Source organism: Streptomyces sp. NPDC026659, assembly GCF_040638245.1.
Classification (GTDB): Bacteria; Actinomycetota; Actinomycetes; order Streptomycetales; family Streptomycetaceae; genus Streptomyces.
Map to the genome: position 1 here is coordinate 281,569 of NZ_JBEZXY010000009.1, position 25,540 is coordinate 307,108.

The 25,540-nt window shown below is 72.5% G+C and carries 22 protein-coding genes; 3 read left to right on the top strand and 19 right to left on the bottom strand.

What is annotated here, in order from left to right; translation table 11 throughout:
* Positions 1-44 precede the first annotated feature (44 nt).
* The 6 genes from AB0E91_RS23730 to AB0E91_RS23755 form a co-directional block, all read right to left on the bottom strand.
* The gene (locus AB0E91_RS23730) at positions 45-1,064 is read right to left on the bottom strand and encodes a substrate-binding domain-containing protein (RefSeq protein WP_361785317.1); all 1,020 of its coding nucleotides are present in this window, start codon (positions 1,062-1,064) and stop codon (positions 45-47) included.
* A 77-nt stretch (positions 1,065-1,141) separates the two neighbouring features.
* Entirely contained in the window at positions 1,142-2,170 is a 1,029-nt protein-coding gene (locus AB0E91_RS23735) for an ABC transporter permease (RefSeq protein WP_361785320.1), read from the bottom strand.
* Entirely contained in the window at positions 2,167-3,666 is a 1,500-nt protein-coding gene (locus AB0E91_RS23740; RefSeq protein WP_361785323.1) for a sugar ABC transporter ATP-binding protein, read from the bottom strand. Before AB0E91_RS23740 ends, AB0E91_RS23735 begins: the two co-directional genes overlap by 4 nt.
* Positions 3,667-3,676: 10 nt before the next feature.
* Positions 3,677-4,081 (bottom strand): D-ribose pyranase, encoded by a 405-nt coding sequence (gene rbsD, locus AB0E91_RS23745; RefSeq protein ID WP_361110427.1) that lies wholly within the window; start codon positions 4,079-4,081, stop codon positions 3,677-3,679.
* Positions 4,078-5,118, bottom strand: coding sequence for a ribokinase (rbsK, locus tag AB0E91_RS23750; RefSeq protein WP_361785326.1), 1,041 nt, complete (start codon positions 5,116-5,118; stop codon positions 4,078-4,080). The genes rbsD and rbsK overlap by 4 nt, the downstream gene beginning before the upstream one ends.
* Positions 5,119-5,251: 133 nt before the next feature.
* Positions 5,252-6,256: a LacI family DNA-binding transcriptional regulator gene (locus tag AB0E91_RS23755; protein WP_361785329.1), complete on the bottom strand. Its 1,005-nt coding sequence runs from the start codon at positions 6,254-6,256 to the stop codon at positions 5,252-5,254.
* Positions 6,257-6,545: 289 nt separating this feature from the next.
* Between AB0E91_RS23755 and AB0E91_RS23760 the strand changes: the two genes are divergently transcribed.
* The 3 genes from AB0E91_RS23760 to AB0E91_RS23770 are packed head-to-tail and all read left to right on the top strand — an operon-like array spanning position 6,546 to position 9,260.
* Positions 6,546-7,919, top strand: coding sequence for a DEAD/DEAH box helicase (locus AB0E91_RS23760; RefSeq protein WP_361785332.1), 1,374 nt, complete (start codon positions 6,546-6,548; stop codon positions 7,917-7,919).
* Between the two features lie 58 nt (positions 7,920-7,977).
* Positions 7,978-9,030 (top strand): AmmeMemoRadiSam system radical SAM enzyme, encoded by a 1,053-nt coding sequence (gene amrS, locus AB0E91_RS23765; RefSeq protein ID WP_361785335.1) that lies wholly within the window; start codon positions 7,978-7,980, stop codon positions 9,028-9,030.
* On the top strand, positions 9,027-9,260 hold the full coding sequence (locus tag AB0E91_RS23770; protein WP_361785338.1) for a radical SAM-modified peptide, FtsH ternary system-associated: 234 nt from the start codon (positions 9,027-9,029) through the stop codon (positions 9,258-9,260). Before amrS ends, AB0E91_RS23770 begins: the two co-directional genes overlap by 4 nt.
* Before the next feature lie 46 nt (positions 9,261-9,306).
* Here AB0E91_RS23770 and AB0E91_RS23775 read toward each other — a convergent pair whose 3' ends face one another.
* From AB0E91_RS23775 to AB0E91_RS23835, 13 genes are all read right to left on the bottom strand, one after another.
* Positions 9,307-12,588 (bottom strand): hypothetical protein, encoded by a 3,282-nt coding sequence (locus AB0E91_RS23775; RefSeq protein WP_361785341.1) that lies wholly within the window; start codon positions 12,586-12,588, stop codon positions 9,307-9,309.
* The gene (locus AB0E91_RS23780; protein ID WP_361785344.1) at positions 12,585-14,333 is read right to left on the bottom strand and encodes a hypothetical protein; all 1,749 of its coding nucleotides are present in this window, start codon (positions 14,331-14,333) and stop codon (positions 12,585-12,587) included. The genes AB0E91_RS23775 and AB0E91_RS23780 overlap by 4 nt, the downstream gene beginning before the upstream one ends.
* A gap of 3 nt (positions 14,334-14,336) precedes the next feature.
* Positions 14,337-15,029 (bottom strand): hypothetical protein, encoded by a 693-nt coding sequence (locus tag AB0E91_RS23785; protein ID WP_361785347.1) that lies wholly within the window; start codon positions 15,027-15,029, stop codon positions 14,337-14,339.
* Positions 15,026-15,307 carry a hypothetical protein gene (locus tag AB0E91_RS23790; protein WP_361785350.1) on the bottom strand — a complete coding sequence of 94 codons (282 nt, stop codon included), beginning with the start codon at positions 15,305-15,307 and terminating at the stop codon, positions 15,026-15,028. The genes AB0E91_RS23785 and AB0E91_RS23790 overlap by 4 nt, the downstream gene beginning before the upstream one ends.
* A 4-nt stretch (positions 15,308-15,311) precedes the next feature.
* Complete coding sequence (locus AB0E91_RS23795; RefSeq protein WP_361785353.1) at positions 15,312-16,106, bottom strand: hypothetical protein; 795 nt, start codon at positions 16,104-16,106, stop codon at positions 15,312-15,314.
* A gap of 62 nt (positions 16,107-16,168) precedes the next feature.
* Complete coding sequence (locus AB0E91_RS23800; RefSeq protein ID WP_361785356.1) at positions 16,169-17,332, bottom strand: AAA family ATPase; 1,164 nt, start codon at positions 17,330-17,332, stop codon at positions 16,169-16,171.
* Positions 17,329-19,134: an AAA family ATPase gene (locus AB0E91_RS23805; RefSeq protein ID WP_361785359.1), complete on the bottom strand. Its 1,806-nt coding sequence runs from the start codon at positions 19,132-19,134 to the stop codon at positions 17,329-17,331. The genes AB0E91_RS23800 and AB0E91_RS23805 overlap by 4 nt, the downstream gene beginning before the upstream one ends.
* On the bottom strand, positions 19,131-20,030 hold the full coding sequence (locus AB0E91_RS23810) for a hypothetical protein (protein ID WP_361785362.1): 900 nt from the start codon (positions 20,028-20,030) through the stop codon (positions 19,131-19,133). Before AB0E91_RS23810 ends, AB0E91_RS23805 begins: the two co-directional genes overlap by 4 nt.
* Complete coding sequence (locus AB0E91_RS23815; RefSeq protein WP_361785365.1) at positions 19,978-21,015, bottom strand: JAB N-terminal domain-containing protein; 1,038 nt, start codon at positions 21,013-21,015, stop codon at positions 19,978-19,980. The genes AB0E91_RS23810 and AB0E91_RS23815 overlap by 53 nt, the downstream gene beginning before the upstream one ends.
* Entirely contained in the window at positions 21,005-22,630 is a 1,626-nt protein-coding gene (locus tag AB0E91_RS23820; RefSeq protein WP_361785368.1) for a hypothetical protein, read from the bottom strand. The genes AB0E91_RS23815 and AB0E91_RS23820 overlap by 11 nt, the downstream gene beginning before the upstream one ends.
* Positions 22,627-23,688, bottom strand: coding sequence for a ThiF family adenylyltransferase (locus AB0E91_RS23825; protein ID WP_361785371.1), 1,062 nt, complete (start codon positions 23,686-23,688; stop codon positions 22,627-22,629). Before AB0E91_RS23825 ends, AB0E91_RS23820 begins: the two co-directional genes overlap by 4 nt.
* Entirely contained in the window at positions 23,688-24,404 is a 717-nt protein-coding gene (locus AB0E91_RS23830; RefSeq protein WP_361785374.1) for a hypothetical protein, read from the bottom strand. The genes AB0E91_RS23825 and AB0E91_RS23830 overlap by 1 nt, the downstream gene beginning before the upstream one ends.
* The gene (locus AB0E91_RS23835) at positions 24,401-25,327 is read right to left on the bottom strand and encodes an effector-associated domain EAD1-containing protein (RefSeq protein WP_361785377.1); all 927 of its coding nucleotides are present in this window, start codon (positions 25,325-25,327) and stop codon (positions 24,401-24,403) included. Before AB0E91_RS23835 ends, AB0E91_RS23830 begins: the two co-directional genes overlap by 4 nt.
* Positions 25,328-25,540 lie beyond the last annotated feature (213 nt).

Sequence of the window (25,540 nt, forward strand, 5' to 3'; positions counted from 1 at the left end):
GTGGAGGCCCGGAATCCGGACCTCCACCGTGGGACGGGCGGGCGCTACTTCCGCAGCGCCGCCGGTACGTCCGCCGAGTCACCGATCCCGACGAGGTACTGGGCGTACGCCCCCACCGTGTCCTTGGTGACGAGCTTGCCCTGGAGGGTCTCCGCGGCCGACACCTTCTTGCCGTCGAGGACCTCGCCGGTGAGGCTGACGACCTTCTGGCCGAGGGCGTACGGCGACTCCGCGTTGGTGGCGTACATCGTGCCGTCCTGGATCGCGGCGAGGGCGTCGGCGATGCCGTCGTTGCCGACCAGCTTGACCTTCCCGGCGAGGTGGCGGGACTTGAGGGCGGCCAGGGCGCCCATCGCCATCTCGTCGTTGGCGGCGTACACGCCGTTGATGTCGGGGTGGGCCTGGAGGATGTTGGTCATGACGTCGAGCGCCTTGGCCCGGTCGAAGTCGGCGGCCTGCTTGGCGACGGTCTTGATCTTCGGGTACTTGGCGATCTGCTCCTCGAAGCCCTTGCTGCGGTCCTGGGCGACGTTGGTGCCGAGGAGACCCTGGATCTCGACGATCGTGCCCTTCTCCCCGAGGGACTTGGCGAGCGCGTCGGCGGCGTTGCGGCCCGCCTGGATCGCGTCGTAGCCGATGAAGGAGGCCAGCTCGCCGCCCTCGGGCTTGCGGTCGAAGGCCAGGACGGGGATGCCCGCGCCGTTGGCCTGCTTGACGGACGCCGTCGCGGAGGTGCTGCTGACCGGGTCGATGATCAGGGCGCCGACCTGCTTGGAGACGGCGGTGGTGGCCAGGTTGAGCGCGGTGGAGTCGGAGTTGTTGGCGTTCTGCACGCTCAGCTTCACCCCGGACTTGGCCGCCTGGGACTTGGCACCGTTCCCGACACTGACGAAGAACGGGTTGTTCAGGGTGCTCATGATCAGCGTGGCGGTCTTCTTGCCGGACGCCTTGCCGGAGGAGGAGGAGGCGGCGTCGGTGGTCGCGCCCCGGCTGCAGCCGGTCAGGGCGAGCGCGGTGACGGCGGTGAGCGCGGCGGCCGCTCTTACGGTACGGGTGACGGACATGGTGCGGCTCCTTCAGGGACGTTCAGGGGACGTTCAGCGGGTGCTCGGGGGTGCTCGGGGGTGCTCGGGAGGTGTGCTCAGGGGGTGTGGTGCGCGGTGGGGACGGGCGCGGGGACCGGGTCCGGTGTCACGGGCTCGGAGGGCACCGGCGGCTTGCGCCAGGCGACCATCGCCCGCAGGCCGTCCACGTTGCGGTCGAGGAAGACGGCCAGGAGGATGACCACGCCCTTGACCACGCTCTGCAGGAACGGCGAGACGTCGAGCAGGTTCATGCCGTTGTCGATGACGCCGAGGACCAGCGCACCGATCAGGGTGCCGAGCAGCTTGCCCCGGCCACCGGCGAGGCTGGTGCCGCCGATGATGACGGCGGCGATCGACTCCAGCTCCAGACCGGTACCGGCGGTGGGCTCGGCGGTGGAGAGCCGGGCCGTGAGGATGAAGCCGCCGAGCGCCGCCAGGACCCCGCTGATCACGAAGGCGAGGACCTTGACCCGCTGGGTGCGGATGCCCGACAGGCGGGCGGCCTCCAGGTTGTCACCGGTCGCGTACACGAAGCGGCCGAAGCCGGTGCGGGCGAGCAGCACGCCGAACACCGCGTACCCGGCCACCATCAGCCACACGGGGAGCGGGATGCCGGCGAGGTAGTCCTGCCCGATGCCCTGGAAGTCGTAGTCGTCGACGCCGACCGGGTTGCCGTCGGTCAGCTGGAGCGTCAGCCCGGACAGGATGGACATCATCGCCAGCGTGGCGATGAAGGACGGCATCCGGGTCCGGGTCACCAGCAGCCCGTTGACCAGACCGGCGGCCGCGCCGACGCCGATCCCGGCCGCCAGCGCGGGCAGCAGCCCGTGGTCGCGCAGGACGAGGGCGGTCACCACGGAGGAGAAGCCGAGGACGGCACCGACGGACAGGTCGATCTCCGCCAGGATGATGACGTACGTCTGGCCGATGGCCAGCAGCGCGACCACCGAGGTGGCGAGGCCGACGTTCAGCAGGTTGGTGCTGGTCAGGAAGACCGGCGAGGCGATGCTCAGGACCACGCCCACCAGCAACAGCATCCATACCGCCCGCAGTTGGCGGGCCACGGATTTCAGTACGGAGGTCATGCGGCACCCACCAATGCGTGTTCCAGGACGGACTGCTCGCTCAGGCGGTCGCCGGTCATCTCGGCCACCACCCGCCCCTGGCGCATGACGACCGCGCGGTCCGACATGGCGACGAGCTCGGGGAGGTCGGAACTCACCAGGACGACGGCCACGCCGTCCGCGGTGAGCTGGTTGATGATGCGGTAGATCTCGGTCTTGGCACCGACGTCCACCCCTCGGGTGGGCTCGTCCATGAGCAGGACCTGGGGGCCGGTCAGGACCCACTTGGCGAAGAGCGCCTTCTGCTGGTTGCCGCCGGACAGCGAGGTCACCGCGGCCTCCGGGGAGGCGGTCCGCACGCGCAGCCGGGACATGACCTCGCCGGCGGCCTCCCGCTCCTTGCCCCGGTGTACGAGGTCGGCGGGGCCGGTGTGCTTGCGCAGCGTGGCCAGCGAGATGTTGGCCTCCACCGACAGGTCCGGGCACAGGCCCTCCGCCTGCCGGTCGGGGGTGACGTAGGCGATGCGGGCGGCGATGGCGTCCCGGACGTGCCGCAGCCGCACCGGGCTGCCGTCGACCTCGACCGTGCCGGAGGTGAGCGGCTCCAGGCCGAACAGCGCGCGCAGCAGACTACTGCGGCCGCAGCCGACCACACCGCCGATGCCCAGGACCTCCCCGGCGCGGACTTCGAGATCGACCCCCTGGAACGCGGAGTCGGAGCCGACGCCCCGCAGCCGCAGGACGGTCTCCTCCCCGGCGTTGCGCTCCTTGGGGTAGAAGTCGTCCACCGCGTTGCCGACCATGGCCGCGACGACCTGCGCCGGGCCGGTGTCCGCGATCGGCGAGTCCAGGGCGACCAGACCGTCCCGCAGGACGACGATGCGGTCGGCCAGCTCGAAGATCTCGTCCAGACGGTGGCTGATGTAGACGATGGACACGCCCTCGTCCCTCAACCTCCTCACCTGCTCGAAGAGTTGCTCCGACTCGCGCTCGTCCAGCGCCGCCGTCGGCTCGTCCAGGATGAGCAGCCGCAGCTCGTGGGAGGTGGCCTTGGCGATCTCCACCATCTGCTGCTCCGCGACACCCAGCGTGCCGACGGGCGCGAGCACGTCGATGCCGTCCATGCCGAGCGCGGCGAGGGTCGACCGCGCCTCCTCGGCCATCCGCTTCCGGGAGACCAGCAGCCGCCCGAAACGCCGCTCGCGGTCGAGGACGTGGATGTTCTCGGCGACGCTCAGATGCGGGAAGAGGTTCTGCCGGAACTCCTGGTAGATGACCTCGATGCCCCGGGCCATCGCCGCTTGCGGGTTCTTGAACGTCACCGGTTCGCCGTCGATGACGACCCGGCCGGAGTCCGGCTGGTGCGCGCCCGAGATGACCCGGGTGAGCGTGGACTTCCCGGCCCCGTTCTCCCCGGCCAGGGCCACCACCTCGCCCGGACCGACCTCGAAGGTGACACCGCGCAGCACACTGTTCTCACCGAAGGACTTGGTGACGTCCTCAAGTCGTAGCCTCATGCCTCGCTCCTCAGTACACGACGCCCGCCGTGAGCAGCACGTTCGCGTACGGGGTGAACTCCCCGGAGCGAACGGCGGCCCGTGCGGCGGCGGTCGCCTGCTTGAAGGTGGTGTGGGGTACGAAGCGCAGGGCCACGCCCTGTGCCGCCAGCCGCTTCTCTATCTCGGCGAGCATCTCGGGGCTCGCCTCCTTGATCTCCTCCGAGAGCAGCACGTCCTCCACCGCGACCTCGGCCAGGACCACGTCCAGCAGTTCCAGGAAGCGCGGCAGGTTCTCGGCGACGGCCAGGTCCACCCGCTCCACACCGGGCGGGATCGGCAGGCCCGCGTCGGTGACGACGAGCTGATCGGTGTGGCCCAGCTCGGAGATGACCCGGGCCAGCTGCCCGTTGAGCGTTCCGTTGTTGCGCCTCACGAGGCGGCTCCTTCCAGGTCGGTCGCGGCGCCGGCGGCAGCGTGGCCGTCGGCGGAATCGGCGTCGGCGGTGGCCGGGCCGGGGGTGGGATCGGTGTCGGTGTCGGTGTAGGTGTCGGCGGCGGCGAGCAGGGCGTCGACCGCGGCCAGGTCGGGGAGCGAGGGGCTCGCTCCGGGGCGGGTGGTGGCCAGGGCACCGGCCGCCATACCGCGTCGTACGGCGGTGTCGGTGTCCAGTCCCGCCGCGAGGGCCGCGCCGAACGCGCCGGTGAAGGCGTCACCGGCCGCCGTGGTGTCGACGGGCGTGACCGGGAAGGCCGGGAAGTGCCGGACCGCCTCCGCGGTGACCGAGACCGCCCCGGCCCCGCCGAGCGTGATCAGCGCGTGCCGTACGCCCCGGTCCAGGAACCAGCGGGCCGCCCGCTCGGCCGACTCCGGGCCGTCCACGTCGACGCCGGTCAGCGCGGCGGCCTCGCTCTCGTTCGGGGTGACGACGTCCACGTACTGCCAGATGTCGTCCGGCAGTCGCTGCGCGGGCGCCGGGTCGAGCACCACGGTGAACCCGGCCTCGGCGCCCGCCCGTGCGGCATGACGGGTGACCTCGGCCCGGACCTCCAGCTGAAGCAGCAGGACGCGCGTGCGGTCCCGGGTCGCGGCGATGCTCTCGTCCACCATCTCGGGCGTGAGGGAGGCGTTGGCCAGTGGCGTGATGACGATGTCGTTCTCACCGGAGGCGTCGACGCGGATGTGGGCGACACCGGTGCGCCCGGGAACCGTACGGACCTCGGAGGTCTCGACGCCGTGGGTGCGCAGGCCGTCCAGCGCGAGGTCCCGGAAGAGGTCCTCCCCGACGCAGCCGGCCATCCAGGTGGGCGCGCCCGCCCGGGCGGCGGCGACGGCCTGGTTGGCCCCCTTGCCGCCGAGGACGAGGGTGAAGTCGTCCCCCAGCACGGTTTCACCGGGGCGGGGCAGCCGACCGGTGAACGCGGTGACGTCCGCGGTGATGCTGCCGACGACGAGAACACCGGTCCGGGTCATCGCGGTCTTCCTCCTGTTTTTGGCATGGGTGTTTTTGGCATGGGTGGGGGAGGGGCACGGCGGAAGTGGCGGTGCCCCAGGGGGTGTTGATGTTTCTGACTACGGCGCGGGTGCGGTCCGGCGCCAGCACCGGCTAACGCCGGGGCGCTCCCGTGGAGCCGCGCTGGACGAGCTTGGTGTCGAGCGTGATCCGGCGGGAGGCGCCGTCCCGGTCCTCGTCCTGGCCGAGCCGCTGGAGCAGCAGGCGCATGGCGAGGACGCCCTGCTCGACCATGGGGCGGTCGACGACGGTGAGCGGCGGGTTCAGCAGCGGGCCGGTGTCGAGGTCGTCGAAGCCGATGACGCTGATCTGGCCGGGGATGCCGACGCGCATGTCGTGCAGCGCCTTCAACGCCCCCAGGGTCATGAGGTTGTTGGCCGTGAACAGGGCCGTGGGCGGCTCGGCCGCGGACAGCAGGCGCAGCGTGAGCTGGTAGCCGCTCTCCTCCCGGAAGTCACCGATCAGGTCGAACTCCGGCAGGAGTTCCACACCGGCCTCGGCCAGCGCCTCCACGAACCCCTCGCGGCGGTGCCGTCCGGGCGTCGTCTCCTGCTGGCCGCTGATGGCGGCGATCCGGGTGTGGCCGAGCGCGAGCAGATGGGCGGCCGCCTGCCGGCCGCCCTCGTGGTTGTTCACCAGCACGGCGTCGAAGTGCTCGCCGCCCGCCAGATCACGGTCCACGAACACCAGCGGCACGCCCGCGTCCCGGACATGCAGCGGCGTCTCGTCCTGCTCGGTCGCGGGTGCCAGGATCACCCCGTCGACCTGGTGGATCATGTCGGAGAGCACGTCGTCCTCGCGCTCGCCGCTCTCGTCGCTGTTGGCGAGCAGGATGCGGTATCCACGGTCGCGGGAGGCCGACTCCATGCCCTTCACGACGGCGGCGAAGTACGGGTTGTTGATGTCGGGAACGACGACACCGATCGTCCGTGTCCGCCCGGACTTCAGCGACTGCGCGACGGCGCTGGGCCGGTACCCCAGCGCGTCGATGGCCTCCTGGATCACCTCCGCGCTCCGCACGCGCTGTCCGCGCAGATGCCGGGAGACGGTTGCCGCGGAGACCCCGGCGCGGGCAGCCACATCATGGATGGTGCTCACAGAGGATCTCCCGTTTCGTCGCTGAAACCGTTGTCAGAGAACGATTGCAGTCGGGCGGGGACGCGTCAATGAGCGGTGCGCGGATTTTTCAACCGGTGTGGTTCCGCCGGGTTCTGGGGGATCGGCGAGGGTAGTGGGGGCGCCGGGCGGCTCACGGCGCCGTCGCGGTGGCCGACCGTGGCGGGCCGCACGCTGGTAAAATGTCCGTACGCTTCGAAACACTCAGGGCCCGTGCCGACCAAGGCGCGGGCCCTGTTCCGTTCGGGGTCACCAGCAGAGGAAGGTCCCCATGAACGCGAAGACGCCGAACTCCGAGCAGAACCCCGAGCAGAACTCCGGTGCGCCGGGCCTGCCGCCGATCGAGGCGTTCGCCGAGCTGGACCTGCCCTCGGAGCTGGTCCGGACGATGACCGAGCTGGCGGTGCGGGAGCCGTTCCCGATCCAGGCGGCCACCCTGCCGAACGCCCTCGCCGGACGTGACGTCCTCGGCCGGGCGCGCACCGGCTCGGGCAAGACGCTCGCCTTCGGTCTGCCGATGCTGGTCCGCACGGCGGGCCGCCGCGCCGACGCGAAGCGGCCCCTCGCGCTGGTCCTCGTACCGACCAGGGAACTCGCGCAGCAGGTGACCGACGCCCTGACGCCGTACGCGCAGGTCCTCGGGGTCCGGCTCGCGACCGTGGTCGGCGGTCTGTCGATCAGTCGCCAGGCGGCGTCGCTGAAGACCGGGGCCGAGGTCGTCGTCGCCACTCCGGGGCGGCTGACCGACCTGGTCCAGCGTCGGGACTGCCGTCTGGACCGGGTGGAGATCACGGTCCTTGACGAGGCGGACCAGATGTGCGACATGGGGTTCCTGCCCCAGGTCACGGAGCTCCTGGAGCAGGTGCGCCCGGACGGGCAGCGGATGCTGTTCTCCGCCACGCTCGACCGCGATGTCGACCAGCTGGTCAAGCGCCACCTGCACGACCCGGTGTTCGCCTCGGTCGACCGGCCGTCGGGCTCGGTGACCACGATGGAGCACCACGTACTCCTCGTGCACCCGGCCGACAAACTCGCCACCGCCACCGAGATCGCCGCCCGCGACGGCCGGGTCCTGATGTTCCTGGACACCAAGGTGGCCGTCGACCGGTTCACCCGTCATCTGCGGGACAGCGGAATCAAGGCCGCCGCCCTGCACAGCGGCAAGTCCCAGCCCCAGCGCACCCACACGCTCGGCCAGTTCAAGGACGGCGCGATCACGGTGCTGGTCGCCACCAACGTCGCCGCTCGCGGCATCCACGTCGACGCGTTGGACCTCGTCGTCAACGTGGACCCGCCCGCCGATTCCAAGGACTACCTCCACCGCGGCGGCCGTACGGCTCGCGCGGGCGAGTCGGGCAGCGTGGTCACCCTGGTCACGCCCGGGGAGCGGAGCGAGGTCAACCGCATGATGTCGGACGCCGGTATCCGCCCCACGGTCACACCGGTCCGCTCCGGCGAGGCGAAGCTGACCGACATCACCGGCGCCCGCCGCGCACCGTCGGCAGCGCCCGCGAAGAACACCAACGCCCCCTTCCGCGGCATGGGCACCCGTCCGGGCCGCCCAGCGAAGGAGACTCGCAAGGCCGCCGATGCCCGCAAGCTCGCGGAGGCCCGGCGGGCCGCCCGGGCGCGCAAGTCCCGCTGACGGCATGCGTCCAGTGCGGAATGCCCGGACCGTCCTGCTCGCCGAGGCGTAAGGTGAAGTGGCTGAACGTAGCCGACTTCTCGGCGAGGGAGGGGCGTTGGGGTGGAGTCGCGCAGGCTTCTATCGGGTCACCGCTGACGGGGTCCAGTGCGTCCTGTGTCCCTTCCGCTGCCGGCTTCGCCCTGGTGAGACCGGGGCCTGCCGGGTGCGCCGGCGCCGGGACGACACGGTGGAGACCCTCACTCTCGACACCACCGTGTTCCACCAGGACACCGTCGAACGCAAGCCCTTCTACCACTTCCGGCCGGGCAGCCGGGTCATCACCCTTGCCCCGCCGGGGTGTTCGTTCCGATGCGACTACTGCGTCAACCACCGCCTCTCGCAGTACGGCCGCGACGACGGTGACACCGACCGGCACACCACCCCCGTCGACGTGGACGACGTGGTGGAGCAGGCCGCGGCGCAGCGAGCGGGCATCGCCCTGTCGTACTCGGAGCCCTCGCTCGCCGCGGAGCTGACACTGCGGCTGGCGGACGCGGCGGCGACGCGAGGGGTGCCGGTGCTGTGGAAGTCCAACGGCTTCGTCACACCGGAGGCCCTCGACGTGCTCGCCCCGGGGCTGGCCGCCGTCAACATCGACATCAAGGCCGCCGACGACACCACCCACCGGCGGCTCACCGGCGCGCCCCTCGCCCCCGTCCTGGAGACGGTACGAGCGCTGCACCGCGCGGGAGTCTGGGTGGAGGCCAGCACGCCGCTGATCCCGGGTACCAGCGACTCGGACGCCCAACTGGACTTCATCGCGGGGTTCCTGGCCTCGGTCGGCCGGGACGTCCCCTGGCATCTCCTGCGCTTCACGCCCACCTACCGCATGGCGGACGAGGTCCCCACCACGCCGGAGCGACTCGCCCGGGCCGTGCGGATCGGCCGTTCGGCCGGACTCGCGCACGTCTACGTGGAGCGGGCGCTCGGTGCGAAGGGCAGGGCGACGCACTGCCCCCGGTGCTCCGCCGAGGTGATCGGCCGGGAAGTGTGGGGCGCCGTCGAAGTGAGCCTCGTGGACGGTGCGTGCCCCGTCTGCGGAACCGCGATTCCAGGAGTGTGGTCGTGAACGAAGAGCCCGGCACCGGAGCCCCGCGCTACCGGTTCGTACCCGAGCTGCCGGACCTGATCGACGCGAGTGAGTACGCGGAGCATCCGCGTGGCCGCCTCGTCCGGCTCAGGCTCAGCTGGTCGCCGGGCGGCGTGGAGATCCTCGGCGACGCGTTCCGGCCCGACATGCTGGAGGCGCTCCTCGAACGGCTGGGCCCGGACGGGATCGAGCAGATGATGTGCGGCTGACAGCCGACAACTGGCCCACGGCATCGGCGTGTTGGCGGTGGGCCCGTCAAAGGTGGGACAGCACGCCCGCCAGTACCGCGCGCAGCCGCTCCGGAGCCACGTCCGGATCGATCGTCCAGCTGTGCGGCTCCGTCGCCAGGACCGGATGCCCCGGGTAGTGGGCGCGCAGCGTCAGTGACTCGGGCAGCTCCAGACGCGGCTGGTAGGGGTGCGTCAGCAGCAGGACGCGGGGCATGCCCGCCGTGGGATGGACGAGCCGCCCCGCCGCCGCCGAGGCCAGCGCCGTCGCACGCGCCGGGTCGGGCGGGGCGGGCGGGTGCGGCTCCCAGAGCCGTACCAGGTCCGCCTGCCGCATCAGGGGCAGGGGACCGGACCGCCCGTCGAGACGCACCAGTTCGAGTGCTCGTCCCGCACGCAGCAGCGCCTCGGCCAGCAGATGCGCGCAGACCCGCAGACAGCTGCCGACCCGGCCGTGCGCCGCCGCCCCGGTGTCCAGGACGAGCACGGCGTTGCGCACGGCGACCGGAGCGGTGGCGAGGCGCGTCCGGTACAGCAGCGCGTCGTCGACCCGGAGCGCCTCGCGCACGTCCTCGGGCAGCGCCAGCTGACTGGGTACGAGGCGGTCGGGGGGCCCGTGCCGCACCAGCTCGGCGGGGGCGCCCGCGGCCGTGGGGCCGGTCAGATCGTCGCCGATCGCGTTCGGAAGGCGCAGGGTGGTGAGGGGCGGCCTGCGCCGGGTCCGTGCGCCGCCGTCGTACCGCCCGCGCAGGAACCGCCGTACGATGCCGGGGTCCTGGCGGATCGCGTCGGGCCCGAGCATGCGCAGGGCGGGCAGCACCTCGGCGCGCACCCGCTCCAGCGACGCGGCGAACACCTCGGGCGACAGCGCTGCCGGGAAGGGCTCCTCGGTTCCGCCCCGCAGCCCCCGCTCGACGGCGGCCCGCAGTTCGGCGGTCGGCACACCGGGCGGCGGGGCGAAACGCGGGTCCGCCGGGAAACAGGACGCCACCACCGCCGCCAGCGCCGGGTGAGCCGCCAACGGCCAGGCGAGAGAGCGCAGTTCGGCCGCCACCCGTCCCTGGTGCGCCAGTTCGGCACCTGGCGGGGGAGCGGTCCGCAGCAGCCGCGTCACGGAGACCAGCGTGGACAGCGGCACCGCCGCCTCCGCGGCCGCCGCGGCTCCGGCCAGCTCGGTCAGCGCGGCGAGGGGCAACGGCAGCGGCGCGTCCGGCGACGCGGGGGTGGCGCCCGTCCGCAGGTCCCACAGGAGCGTGGTGCCGCCGCCGTACGTCGTCGCGATCCGGTCCCCGGTGGGGGACCACGACACGGACCACACATGGCCGACCGGAACACCGGTCGGCTCCAGGACCAGCACGCGCTCCCCGCGTACGACGTCCCAGACCTCCACCGCCCTGGTGTCCTGGCCGGGGCCCGGCGCGGCGAGCATGGTGCTGTCCGGCGACCAGGCCAGCGCGGGAGCCCAGCCGCGACCGCCCGGACGGCCCAGCTCCCGGTGGACCTGCCATGTCGCGGTGTCCCACACGACGGTCGGCCCCTGTCCCGCGACCGGAGTCGCCGCGAGGAGGCCGCCGTCGGGCGACCAGGCGACCCGTGCCACGAAGGTGTCCGAGGCGAGCGAGAGCCGGGGGCCGGTGCGCCGGAAGCCGGGCATGCGCCACAGCAGGACGCCGCCCTGCGTACCGGCCGCGACCAGAGCGCCGTTCGGCGACCAGTCCGGGCGGCCGGTCCCGTGCGCCACCGGGCGGCTTCGCGGACGGGGTTCCGGCTGCCGCAGGTCGTACAGGTACAAGTGGGTCGGAACGTCAACCGGTTCGGGCACCAGCAGCTCACGGGTGCCGAGCGGGGACCACACGGGAGCCTGGCCACCCGGGACCGACGCGAGGAGAGCCCCGGTCGAGCGGTCGAGCACGGTCAGTGCGGTTCCGCCCGACCTGGTGGCGACCACGACGGGGCCGTCCGTGCCGGGGGCGACGGCGAGATCGTGGGCTCCGTCCCGCCCGGTCGGCACGGCGGAGGCCCACACCGCGCCCTCCTCGCCCGGAGTGCGCAGACCGATCAGCCCGGGACGCAGCTCGGCCACGTGGCGGTCGTCGTCGCCGGTCCAGGCGAACGCGGGTGCGGCAAGGGCGGGGCCCGCGTCGTGCAGCAGCCGGGGCGGCGACGCCGCGAGGGCCCGGGTGCGCGGCGCCGGTACGCTGCGCCCGATCGAGCGGCACATGGCCGCGGTCCAGCGGCGCAACCCCGCGGCGGAACGGCGGCGGGGCGCGGGAGCGGTGGCGTCCGGCAGCTCCCACAGTGCCAGGGCCTGCCCGGCCTCGTCCGTGTCCCGCGCACGAGGAACGCGCACCAGCACCCGGCCGTAGGCGGACATGCTCACGTCGTGCGGCTCGTGCACGTCGGCCGGGATCCGCGCCACCGGCTCCAGCGCCCGGTCGTACACCGTCACCGGGGCACCCCGCTCGGCACAGACGAGGAACTGTCCGGTCCGGCTGAACGCCAGCGCCAGCACCTCGCCCGCGACCAGGGGCGACGTGGCGGTCACCGTGCCGGAGTCGCGCGTCAGCAGGTGCACGCCGTCGGCGTCCGCGCAGGCCAGCAGGGACCGGTCAGGCGACCAGGCGACCGCCGTGATGCCGGGGCGCCCCCCGGCGGGGGAGAAGTCCAGCCGCTGCGCGCGGACGTTCCACAACTGGAGCGAGCTGTGCGTCGCCAGGCACAGCCGGCGCCCCAGCGGATCCCACGCCAGGTCCGCCACCGGATCGGCGGTGCGCAGGAGCCTGTCCTCGCCGGAACCGCGGTGATGCACCGTCACGCCTCCGCCGGAACGGGGGAACGCGACCCACAGCCCGTCCGGGGAGACGGCGGCCGCCCGCGCGCCCCGAGCCGTGGCGAGGCCCTCCGGCGGCGTACGGAGGGCACCGGTGTCCGCGTCGTGGATGTCCAGGCGGCCGTCCCCCAGGACGAGGAACTCGCCGCCGTCCAGGCCCCAGACGATCCGGGCGGGCGGCCCGGACGGGGCCGCGGCCTCCCGGCCGCCGGACGGTGCCCCGGTCTCCCGGCCGCCGGACGGTGCCCCGGTCTCCCGGCCGCTGGACGGTGCCCCGGTCTCCCGGTCGGCCGACCAGACACCGTGCCCCAGATCGTCGGTGCAGGACAGCCGCTGCCCGTCGACGGTCACGAGCAGGGTGCCGTCGGCGGAGAGCCCGGTGACGGCACGGACGCCGTCGGCGCCGCCCGGAAGATCCCGCAGATCCCGCAGATGCCGCGGCCCCCCGTGTGCGACGCCTTCCCGCTCGGCAGCCGTCACCGCTCCTCCATCAGACGCAGCGCGGCCTGCTCGTACAGCCTCCCGGCCTCCAGCGGATCGCCCGCGCTGCGGTAGGCCTCCGCCGCCTCGACGAGGTGGCCCTGCGCGTACAGACGCGCGGCACGGGCCAGCGTCTCGGTGGGGTCGGTCACGTCCGGCAGTCCGAGCCCGCTGCCCCGGCCGTCCTCACCGACGAGACCGTCCAGGGCGGACAACAGCTGTCGTCCCGTCTCCGACACACCCGCCGGGGCGGAGGGGGCACGCACCGGCGCCCACAGCGTCCAGACCGGGACGAGCCCGTCCAGGTCGAAACGGTGCACGGCACCCGGCACACAGGCGACCGCCGTACTCGGCGTCACCCCGAGGGAACGTGCGCGCGCCCCCGGTGGCAGAGCGGGGACGAGATCATGGCCGGAGCGCACGTAACAGCTGCCCGGTCCCACCCGGCGCAGGGGAGTGCCGAAGGGAAGTGACACGGCCAGGTCCGCCGGGTCCACGAGGAGATGACATCCGGCCCCCGGAACGAGGAACGCCGACTCCGCCAGCGGGCGCCCCCGCAGATACCGGCGCACCACGCCCAGGTCGTCGTCCGTGAGCAGCACCGCGTCCACGCGGGTGTCCGCCACGGCGCTCGGCCGGACCTCGACCCGTGTCTCGGGCGCCGGTGGCAGGCCCGTCGCCCCGGCACCCGGTGACGGGGGACGACACCGGAGGTCCGACCCAGGCGGCTGGATCACCAGCGGTGCCGGGCTGCCGAGGACCGACAGGCGCGCGGCGGGCTGCTCGGAGCTTCCGCTCAGCAGCCAGAACTCGTCCTCCGCCAGCCCGGGTTGGAGCAGCTCCTCGTCGACCGGGAGGCGCAGACGTACGTCGATCAGGAGCTGTGGGCAGTGGGCGGCCGGGCGGCACACCGCCGTTCTCGGAAGCGAGACGACGGCGTGGACGAGGGAGTCGGGAACCATGCGCGAGGCATCCGCCGCGTCGAGCTCGTACGGTCCGCCCAGAATCAGCAACAGCCGTTCGCGCGGCGGCTCCTGGCCCGGCGGGAACAGACCGCCGACTCCGACCGGGACCACGGCCGTCTCGACGGCCGCCGCCATCGTGTGACGTGCCACCGCGGGAAGCAGTTCCGGGGCGGTGAGGACGTACAGCAGATAGTGACCGGGCTCCGGGCCGTGAACGGCGGGAAAGGCGGCGGCCAGTTCGACCGGAGTGACCTCGGGCCAGGTGAGGACCTCGTCCAGGTGGGCAGGGCCGGTGGTCCCCTTCGGGCCGGTCAGGGAGCCGTCGGCGAGCACGTGCCACGCCTGTCCGCCGTGGAGGGCCACCAGGTCCGTACCCGTCGCCGTGCCCGCGCCGCTCAGCAGCCAGTAGCCGCCGGAGCCGGGCTGCCGGCGGCACGTCCAGGTGTGCGCGCCGACGCCGTGGAAGGTGCCGAGCGCGGCGAGTGTCTGCCGTGCGGACCGGAAGACGCCCGCGCTGCGCCAGAGCGGGGGATCGGTGCCGTCCAGGCGGGCGGTATCCGGCAGTGGCCGCGCTTCGGCGGGGGCGTTCGCGTGATCCGCCGTCCGCTCCCCGGGCTCCCGGGCCGGGCGCACGAGGAAGGGAACCCCTCGGGCGTCGGCGGTGTCCGGGTCCGCCGCGGGCCGGACCGTGAACGGCCCGGTGGCGAACGGCGGAGGGTGCGGCGTCGAGCGTGGGGAGCGGCCGAAGAGCTGTCGCAGCCGCCGGAGGGAGGAGGACACCGCTCACCCCGCGCGGACGTTCAGGGGCGGCAGCCATGCGTTGCCGCCCAGGTGCAGGCCCGCCCATTGGTGCCACCGTTCGAGAATCTCGTCCGGACCCTCGTCCTCACCGTGCGGTCGGTGCGCCGCGCTGAACAACCGTGCCCCCCAGTCGAACCGTTCCAGTCGGTCGGCCGCTTCGACGCCCCATTCAAGGAGCGCGATCCGCTCACCGCGTGCGGACAGCGCCCCCAGGTGCACTTCGAGGCGGCCGAGCGCGGCGAGGAGCGGTTCCGGCGGACCACCGCCGATACGGGCACGCAACGCGCGCGCGAGTTCGAGACGCAGCGGGGAGGAACCGTCCCCGGCTGCCCGCCGGGAGGGCCGGTCCGCTGCCGCGAGCAGGGAGTCGGTCCGGTGTGTGTGCCCCGCGAGCAACAGCTCCCAGGCGGCCTCCAACGGCCGGTTCCGGTCCAGCCAGCACTGGGCGGCGCGTTCGGGACGGCCCAGCAGGCGGTAGCAGTGCGCGGCCTGGGCGGCGTGCCCGGCCCTGCGGTACGTCTCCGCCGCGTGCTCCAGGTCGCCCGCACGCTCGTACGCCTCCGCCGCCGTCCACCGCCAGCCGACGGCGTCGTAGCAGCGGGCGGCGTCCGCGTGCGCGCCCGCCTCGGCGTAGGACCGGGCGGCCTTGACCAGCAGGTGGGCGTGCCGGCTCACCAGGTCTCACGCTCGCCGTCGTCGTCGGCCGCGTCCGCCGCGAGGTCGTCGGCGGGCTCCGCGTGCACCACGCGCGGAGCGGGCCAACCGGCCGGCGGGGCCTGCCGGATCTCCTCCACTTCGGGCCGGCGGGCCGCCACCGCTCCGAGCTCGGCGCTGATCCGGTCGTGTTCCGCGTCGTGATCGGCGCCGACGGAGGAGCCCCCGAGGTCGTCGACCCGGAACAGCTCGACCTCGCCGGTCTCGGCGTTGAAACGGAACCGCACGCGCACCCGCATCGGGTCAGGCCTCCATCTCGAACTCGATGTCGATGACATGATCCGATTCCTCGACCTGGATGCCGGTGGCGCCGTGCTCGCGGGCGTACGCCAGAATCGCCTGACGGTAGGAAGCGGCGAGCACCTCGTTGACGGCGCTGAGTCCGTCGCTCGCGAGCTGTTGCAGCCGCTCGCGGTTCTGTGACTCCAACTCGGCCTGGAGACGCTCCCGTTCGGCCGCCAGGCGGGTCTCCGCCTCGGCCCCCGCCGCCGCGCGCAGTCGCTCGTCGGCCGCCGACGCTGCCGTGTCGGCGGCGTCCCGGGCCTGTCGGCGCACCTCTTCCAGCAGCCTCATGGCCTGCGACTCGGCGGCGCGTTCGGCCTGTCGCCGCGCGTCCGCCTCGGCGCTCGCGTAGGTGATGCCGCCGTAGTTGTCGTCGTAGTAACGGCCTTCGCCCTCACCCTGCGCCGTGTCGGACACGGTCCCGCTCAGGACGTCGCTCGCGCGACCCTCCGCACGGGCCTCCTCCTCCAGGCGGGCGGTCACGACGAGTTCCCCTGTCGACGGCCGGTACGTCACCCGTCCGTCGGGGAGGTCGAGGACGAAGACGCCGTCGGCCTCCTGCCAGCCGGGAGCGGAGGCGAGCGCGCGCTCGAACGCCTCGCGGGTGCGGGCGCCCAGGGTGCCGCCGAACGGGTAGGCGACCTCGACCTCGCTGACCACGGTGTCGGTTCGGCTGACCCGGCGCTCGACCTCTACCTGCCAGGCCTCCACCACCTCCCGGGTCGCCGTGATGTTGACCCTGCGTGGGTTGCACATACGCCCCGTCACCCCCAGTACGCCACCGACTCCCCCGGAGCGGTGCGGAATCGGTCGGTCCCCTACACCCGCAGCAGCGCGAGGGTGTTGTCGATGATAGTGGTCAGCTCGTCACGGGCGGTCAGATTGGCGGGCTCCACGCTCTCCAGCTCCAGGCGGAGCTTGTTCAGTCCGCGCAGCACGTTCTCGACGGCCGCGTCGGACGCACCGGCGGACACCTGACGGCTCATCAACTTCGCCTCGCCGACGATGTGGTGTGCCGCTCGCAGGGTGGTGGAGGCCGACGGACCCCCGTCGGCCTCCACCACGCGCTGCACCGACTCCTGGACGAGCTGCTCGTGCGCGGGGTCGGTCCAGATGTGCCGCAACGGCCACAGGTCGCGGGGCTCGGCACGCACGCTCTCCCGGCGCATCGCGGCGGCGGCCACCAGACGCAGACCGCGCACGATCCTGCGGTCCGAGAGCACGACTCCCTGCGCCAGCAGTTCGCGGATCAGGGATCGGTACACGGCGGTCACCCGGTTCAGGTCGACCCGGTCGACCTGGCGGCCCAGCCGCTCCAGGGAATCATGGTCGACCCAGGTGTGGCCCGCGCCCTCCGCCGGGTGCGGAGCGAAGGACTTCTCGAGCAGCTCCTCGAGATGGCTGTCCGCCACGGGGGACACGTTCACCCGCAGCAGGAAGCGGTCGGCGAAGGCGACGAGCGCCGGGTCCTGCGGGAGGGTGTTCGACGCACCGATCAGGCTGATCAGCGGCACCGGCTGGGTCTCCCTGCCGTGATGGAACACCCGCTCGTTCATCACGGTCAGAAGGGTGTTGAGGATCGGGCTGCCGCACTGGAAGATCTCGTCCAGGAAGGCGATGAGAGCCTCCGGCAGCATGCCCTCCGTGCGGATCGCGTGCCTGCCGTCCCGGAACGCGGCGACGTCGACGGGGCCGAACACCTCGGACGGCTCGGTGAACCGCGTCAGCAGCCGGACGAACGGCCGGGTGCCCAGACCGGCGGCGAACCGGGTCACGAGGTCCGTCTTGCCGGTCCCCGGCGGCCCCAGCAACAGCACGTGCTCACGGGCGATGACCGCGACCTCCAGGAGGTCGAGCGCGAGCCGGCGCCCCACGAAGTGGTGCCCCACACTGCGCCCGAGCGCCTGCAGCCGGTGGATCGCCGCCAGATCGTCCGGGCTCCACGGCGGGAGTTCCCCGTACCGGTGCGCCGCGGTCGTCACTGGCGCTCCGCGGCGCGCTGGCGGCGGTCCTGCTGCAGCTTGCCCACGAGCCAGCCCATGCGGCGCGGGCTGGGCGGGGTCTTGCGCAGGTACAGGTCGACGAACGCCTCACTCATGATGGAGCGCAGCTCGTCGCCGTTGCGGTTCTCGCTCGCCTCGGCGATGAGTTCCAACAGCTCCTCCTGCAGATCGATGGCGTAACGACGGGCATGGTGACGCAGGATCGCCCGGCGCGCGGGAAGGTCCGGCAGTCCGACGGCCAGGCTGCGGAAGCGGCTGGGGCGCAGGAGGGCCTCGTCGATGATGTCGATGCGGTTGGTGGTGCCGATGACCAGCATCGGCACCTCCGGCCGGAAGCCGTCCATCTCCGTGAGGATCTGGGCGACCACGCTGTTGCCGACCCGGGTGCCCCCGTCACCGCGTCCGGAGCGCTGCATGGTGATGGCGTCGATCTCGTCGAAGACGATCACCGAGGGCGCGCTGCGCCGGGCCGCGGCGAACAGCTCGCGCACCTTGCGCTCGCTCTCGCCGACGTACATGTCGATCACCTCGGGCCCGGAGACCACCTGGATGGTCGCGTTGAGCTCGTTGGCGATGGCCTTGGCGAAGAGGGTCTTCCCGGTGCCGGGCGGGCCGTGGAAGATGAAGCCGCGCGGCACCAGTTCGTTGCGCACCTCCTCCATCGACGCGGGCAGCTCCTGCGCGCCGCTCACGAGGGACAGCGCCTGGCGGATCTCCGCCTTGACCTCCTCGTAGCCGCCGATGTCTTCCAGGGTCACCTGCGGGATCTCGAAGCCCGAGTACTGCTGGGCCTTGAAGGTGAGCAGTGTCCTGCGCAGGTCCGAGACGGTGGCGCGGTCGGACTCCGCGTGCACCTGGCGTGCGTAGCGCATGGCCTGCCGCAGCCGCACCGGGTTCATGCCCGCGATGTGCTTGTAGAACTCCCGTGGCTGGAAGCCCTCGAAGGTCGCCGCCTCGGCCGAGGTCACCAGGGCCTGCCCGAGCGGGACTTCGCTGCCTCCGGGCGGGGTGACGTTGGGGGGCAGACCGGTGAGCGAGAGCCGCGCGCTGAACCGTTCGGCGAGCACCTCGGGCAGGGAGAGCGAGGTGTCGGCGAAGGCCAGGACGAGGCTGTCCGGATACTCGTAGAGCAGTTCGACCAGTTCCCGGGCCTCGGTGTGCCGGCTGACGTCGGCGCCCCCGCACAGCAGGTCGAGGTGGGGCAGCACGATGACGTCCCCCTCCTTGAGCCCTTCGAGCTGCGTACGCAGCTGGGCGAGCCGCCGCTGACGCGGGTTGGCCGAGAGGTCGGCCACCGGGTCGTCCGCCGTGTCGGGCTCGGCGAGCAGGATCCCGCGCCGCTGGGCGAGCGACGTCATGTCGGGCCACAGATGGGCGACGACGAGCTTCTCGGTGATCACGAGCACGGGGAGGTCCGCGCGCAGCAGGGAGGCGACACGCTCGATGCTGTCCCAGTACGCCAGCCGTACGGCCTCCTCGTCGGAGACGGACTCGGGATGGCCGGACGGATCGGCCGGAGGCGGGCCGGGAGACTTCTCGATCACGGGGGCGGGGCGGGCGGCGGGCATGAAGACGTGTGCGCCGGGGGTGACTTCCGCGCGCAGCAGGCACGTCACGGCGAAGTCCGACCAGGGGCGGTCCGCGTACTCCGGGGGCAGCTCCTCGAGGAGCAGGAAGTCTCCGGACGCCAGCGCCTCGCGCAGCGGCAGGGAGCCGGGGGACGAGAGCAGCCGGAGGCGGTCGTCGTCGCCGCCTGCGACGACGGTCAGCGGGAAGGTCACCGGGCCGTCACCGCCCGCAGCTCCCGCAGGGCCTCGGCCCGCACGCGCAGCCGGGACAGACGGAGCCCCATCTCGTGTCCCCGGAGCATCCTGCGGGCGCGGAGCTCGGCGGGGAACCGCCGTACGAGCACGTCGAGCGGCCGCCACCAGTCGGACGTGGCATCCGCCCACGCCGCAGCCGCCCGGTCGGTGTCCGGGGCGCCCGAGGTCTCTCCGGTGAGCACCGTCACCGCCTCGCGCGTGCGCCGTGTGTAATACGGCCCGTGGTGGAGCAACGCCGTCTCGTACACGTCGTAGACCCACTGCCGCTCGGCCGGGTCGAACCGGTAGCGGCTGAGCAGCCCGGAGCGCCAGAGCATGGCGTCGGGCGTGCGCGGGGGAGCGGACAGCGCGGCGGTCACGGTGCGGCGGCCCTCCGGATGGTCCAGGAGCCGGTCGAGGAGCTGGCGGCACGGCTCGTCGTCGCCCGGCGCGGGCGCGTCCAGCAGGCCGGTGAGGGGGGAGTGGCGCAGCAGCGCGGTGGCCAACGACGTGCCGACGGAACGCGATTCCGCCGTGAGCACGCGGTGGACGAGGCCGTGCCGGGCGAGCAGGTCGCGGGCGGACACGGGCGCCGACACCGAGTCCAGCGTCCGTTCCGCCAGGGGTCCCTCGCGCAGGGCCACGGCCGCGGCCAGCAGGAGCGGGGCGAGGCCCGCCGGGCCCGGGTCGTCCAGCGGCGGGTCCGACAAACGCATCCTCGCCGCCGTCACCGCCGCGAGCCGCTCCACCAGGAGTGCCGGGTCCTGATCCGGTGACGGGGGTCCGGCCGTGCGGCCGGGCAGCGGTGCCCCGGTGTCCGGCTCACTGGCGGCCCAGCGAAGAAGCCGCGGGACGGTATCTGTCACTGTTGTCATCACGGCTCCACAGGGAACTGGCCTCCATGGTGGCGTCGGACCGCGCGTAGCAGCGCAGTACCCGGTTGCCTTCGGAGTAGTTGATCAGTGCGGCCACCTGCCAGGGGCGGCGGAAGGTGGCCCGGTGCAGATCGATGTCGGTGCCGGACAGCCCCATCCTGCCGACCGCCGGGAACAGATGGGTGTGGTACCAGCCGACCAGCCGGGCTCCGGGATGCCGGTCCCTGAGGGCACGGCTCATGGCGCGGAAGGAGTCGCCGGTGAACGTGAAGTGCATTAAGGACGCCCCGGTGTGCTCCGCCGGCAGAACGTGTTCCACGACCACGACGTAGCGCTCCTCGGCCTCCGGGCGGCGGTACGCCTTGCCGAACAGGAAGCCGCCCTCCTCGACCCGGTCGGACAAGGGGAGTTCACGCGTCAGGAGCCGCTCGATGCCCGGGGCCAGGACCACGGTCACGCGCTGGTCCTCCGTCGAGGGCGGCAGAGCCGATTCCACCAGGTCGAACTCCGGCAGCTCGGGCTCCGCGGCGGGGCGCACCCCGAAGGAGAGCCGGGCGGACCGGGAGATGTCCACGTCCATGGCCCCCGAGACGGGCGGCGGAAGCCGCCGTACGGGGGCGTCGTCCATGCCCGGTGCGTCGATGCGGAACGACCAGTACTCCTCGGACGCGTCGATCTCACGCGCGAGCGCGGTGAGCGCGGGGCCCAGGAGGCCCTTGACGGAGTGCGGATGACGGTAGATCACTCGACCCTCCACCTGTGCCATGACGTTCAGATAGCCGTAACCGGACTGGCGGTTCTTCAGCAGAGGCGGCCCGGGATAGTCCTCCGGGTCCTCGATCGGCTGGAACCTGAGGTTGAAAGCGGCCTGGCCCCGGTCGCCTGCCAGTTCGTCCGCGAGGACGGCCTTGAGCAGCGCGATGAGGCCGACCCTGCGCTCGGGGACGCGCGCGTCGCCGCGGTACAGCTCGACTTCAACCCGCATCGCCGACCTCGTCCGACGGCCGCACCCGCAGGGCCCTGTGCCGCAGACCCTCGTCACCCGTGGGGTCGGCCGATCCGGCGGCGGCCCCTCTGATCGCTGCGATCATCGCCTGTCCCCTCTCGGACCTCGCCCAGATGGCGGCCTGCCGGTCGACCGTCCCGCCGCCGCCTTCGTTCTCCGTACGTACGTCGTAGTTGCGGTACCTCGCCATGTCCACCAGGATCTGGCACAGCTGGCCGAAGTCGAGCGTGGGGCGGTAGGAGCCCTGCAGCGCGCCGAGGCAGACCAGGCCGTCCGGGGCCGCCGTCAGATTGCGCGCGATGTTCGGGTGGAAGATCGGCGTGAGCCAGATCGCGGCCGGAGCCTGCAGCGGGAAGCCCGCTCCCAGGGCGATGAGCACGGTGTGTTCCTGCTGCGCCGACGGATCCGCGTCATGGGGCTCACCGGCGCCGGGCGGCCGGAAACCCGGTGCCCGGAAGCCCACTTCGTACTCGGTGGGGAAGTCCGGGTCGTCCATCTCCAGCACCGTGAAGTTCGCGTGCCGCTTCTCGTATCTGCGGATCTCCTCGCGTACGCGCAGGATGGCCTGAAGCTTCAGCTGGCCGATGCCCGCCGTGCTCTCCGGATAGACGTTGAGGGTGTCGCCCTCCCCGACGCCCGCGTCGTGCAGGGACTGGCTCGGGTCGAGGCGCAGGAAGCTGCCGTCGGGCTGGAGATGGTCCACGACCGTGCGCCTTCGGTGGCCGACTCTGTCATGGGCGGTGTCCGAACCGTACTGGGACAGGATCGCCACGGCGATGTCCCGCACCGTGGTGATCGACGGGACTCCGGCGAAGTCGAACGGCTGATGGTCCGGCCCGCGCACCAGCAGCTTCTCCAGCATGTAGGGGCGATGCTCGTACGTGTCCTGGACGATCTCGAGATCGGAGGCCGCTCCGTCCTGCACGAGCCGTAGGCGCAGCGCCTCGATACGGTCCTCGGCCAGCTCGTGCCGTACGGACACGGCGACCTGGCCGAAGTCGACGTTGTCGTTCGCGCTCACGTAGAGGAGTCCGGCGGACGGGTCTTCCGTGTCTCGTACCGCCTTGATGAACTCGGTGTGGTGACCGCGGCCCACGAAGATCAGTACGACGTGCGGGCCCTGCGGTTCGGGCGACGGACGCGTGGGAGTGGGCTGTCCGTGAAACGGTGCCCCGGAATCGTGACCGGTCCCGTGTGACGGACGGGCGGAGGGCTGCGTCCACCGGACGCCGGGCTCCGGTTCGGGCGGCGACTCCCGCGCCGCGGTGGGGGGCCGCGTCGGCGCGTCCTGCCGGTGGGCGACGGGTACCTGATCGGGTTCACCTTGTTCGGCCTCGGTGAACAAGGACTCGCGGGCCCTGCGCAGGATCGGGTTGCCCGGATACTCGGCGGACGTGATGAGGATCAGTTCGCGCTCGCCGTCGAGCATCACTCCCGCGTCCACCAGTCGGCGCACCTCCGACCAGAAGAACTTCGCGTTCAGCTCCGTGGACGGGATGTGCTGGGCCGGGAAGCCGGTCTGCGTCCGCAGGATGATCACCGCTTCCTGCGGCGGGATGATGCGCGCGAGCTCCGCGTAGATCTCGTCCTTCACCGGCTCACCTCCGCGGCGGCAGCCGTTTCGCCGGTCAGTTCGACGTAGCGCAGACCGGACTTGCGCGGGTGCATCACAGTCAGTATCTCCCTTGGGGCGACGCCCAGTCGGGCCAGGCGGGTGTCGGGTGACGCCGCCCGCAGCCGCGTCCCGGTGGCCAGGGGCGACCGCCCGGTCCCGGCCTCGCGGAACCCGGTCCACGTCAGCGGTTCCTCGTCGGCGTCGACCCGGAGCAGCAGATCGCCGACCGTGTCCCGCGCGGACAGCGGCAGCCGCGTCACGTCCGCGTCCTCGATGCGCTCGTGCAGGGGGCACCCCGGGTCGGGGTGTTCCGCGAGAGTCCGTCCGGCCACCGGTACGGCCCCGCCGGCCGCGTCCACGCGCAGCAGCCGTGAGCCCACGGGGAGCCCGAGCAGGAGCCTGACCGCGTAGTTCGCCAGCCATGCGCCGACCAGGAGGGAGACCGGCGCGGAGGCACCCTCGGGCAGGGTGCGCACGGGTGCGGCGCACGAGTAGGGACTGTCCTGCACGAACAGCGACGACTGGTCGTGACCGCACCCCCAGCAGCGTCCGCCCGGGGGGTGGACGGAGACCTGGCCGCCCCATTCGTGGGTACCGCCGTCGAGCATGGTCGCCGAGGCCAGATTGCAGCGCGTGGCGAGCTCGACGCGTGCCGCCCGGCTGTCGAGACAGCTCACCACCAGGTCGGCGTCGCGCAGTTCGGCCAGACCGACACCGGACACCAGCGGGGCCACGCGCGCCGACGTCTCGGTGTCCGGGGCCAGTCGGCCGAGCGTGCGGGCGACCGTCTCCGCCTTCGGTCGCCCCACGTCGGAGGGGAGGAACAGCGGGCAGCGGCTGAGATTGCTCACGGCGACCACATCGGGATCGCAGACCAGGAGACGGCCCACCCCCGCGAGGGCGAGCGCCTGGACGACCGCGTTGCCCAGGGCGCCCGCGCCGACCACCACGACGGTGGCGGCGGAGAGGCGGTCCTGGTTCCAGCCGGGAATCAGGCCGTGCCGCGCGAAGCGGCCCTCGTCGGTCGGGGTGGCCATCAGGAACCCTTCGGAGCGTTCCGCATGAGACAGGGCACCGTGCCTCCGTGCGCGCTCTTCCAGTCGTCGAAGCACATGCGGCCGCGGTCGGGGTCCAGATGGACGGCGCACCTGCACTGCGGGTCGTGGGGTGAGCAGGTGCAGTGGATGACCAGTTCCTTGGGGCGCAGGGAGTCCCCGCAGACCCAGCAGCGGTACCGGGAGGCGGAACCCGAGGCGGTGCCCGGGTGCAGCCTGAGGAGCTCGTGACCGGGGTCGAGCCGTACGGGGTGGAGATCGGGCGGCGGCGGGTTGGCGTCGTCCAGACCCTCGTGGAACTCGGCCGCCATGCGGGTCAGTTCCTGCGATCCGTCGGGATTGCGGCACCCGAGCAGCTGGTTGCGGTGCCGGATCAGGAACTCGTCGCCGGTGCCGGTGTGTTCGACGGTGACTTCCTCGCCCAGCCGGAAGGTGTGGTGGCACTCGGGGCACGAACGGGTGAGAGCGCCCAGTTTCTCCAGCAGTTGGGGGGTGACGACGCTGACGTCGTCCTCGGGCTCGTCCGCGCGGCCGGTGTCAGCTCCGGCGCGGCCGCCGGCCAGTCCCAGCCTGAACTCCTGTGCCATTCCCGCCGGTTCGTCCGAGTCCGCTGCCGTGGGCGTACCACCGCCGTCCTGGTAGCGGCGCCTGCGGGCCTCCAGGTCGACGCCGCTCCACGCGGGACGTGTCCGGCTCATGCCCTGTCCTCCGTGGCGCCGTCGGACGGGGGATGCAGCAGCATGTCCTGCGGATCGGCGCCGGTGAGGCTCAACTCGGCCTGCCCGTAACGGAACGCCTGCGCCGGGCCTTGGCCGAAACCCAGAGCGGTGTAGAAGCCGCGCGTGAACGCGAGCGCGTCGTCGTCGCGCAGAGGGTGTACGGCGCCGATGGAGACGGCCGCGCAGTCGGAGAACTGCTCGAGATGGCGGCCCAGGTGGCAGGAGCTCAGCACCAGGGTGTGCAGCTTCCCGTACGACTTCAGCGCGGCCGCCAGCCGGGCCGAGTGCACCGGGGCCACCACTCCTTGCTCGTCCTCCAGGAGCAGGTATCCGTTGGGCGAACCGTGCCCCGCCACATGCAGGACGTGCGGGCGGTGTTCCAGCAGGGCCGGCATGACGTCGCGTACGCGCGTCGCCGCGCACAACTGGACGCCCACCGTGCGTCCGGTCGCCGTCCGGGCTGCCTCCTGCACCGTCCGGTACTCGGCGCGCAGACGCAGTGGGCGGGGGGTTCCGGCCGGTTCGGCCAGCAGGCACAGGATGCGCACGGCCGACGGGAGGACGGCGTCGCCGCCCGTGTCCTGGCCGCTTTCGCCGCCGGGGGCGCCCCGGTCGCCGTGGGACGCCAGGAAGGAACGGATGCGGTCCTGGCCCGGGTACTCCTCGAGGACCTCGGCCAGCAGCTCCTCCAGGCCGAAGCGGAAGGCGCCGTACTCGATGCGGGTGCAGACCTGGTCCCAGTAGTGCAGCGGGGTCAGCCCGCCGCCGAACGAGGGCAGCCGGGTGCTGTCCGCCCCGAGCGAGTCCAGCAGGTATTGAGCACTCGCCGAATCCGGGTACAGCCCGGCGAGGGTCGTCAACACCCCCTCACGCCGCAGCAGTCGTGTGCTGAATGCGGTCAAGCCTCCCCCTCGGCACCACGGCTCGTTCCGGGGGACTCTACCCATGTCACGCGTCTGATCAATCCGCTTTTGCCGTATGAAGGTTGAGCGTACGTCAGTTAGCACGCGACCGGGTGAAAGCGCGGACAACGCAGGCATTATCTGTGATAGAGAGTCCCTTCCGGGAAGTGCGCGGTGCGCCGACCCGTGGAAAGGAACGCCGGGCTGTGGGGG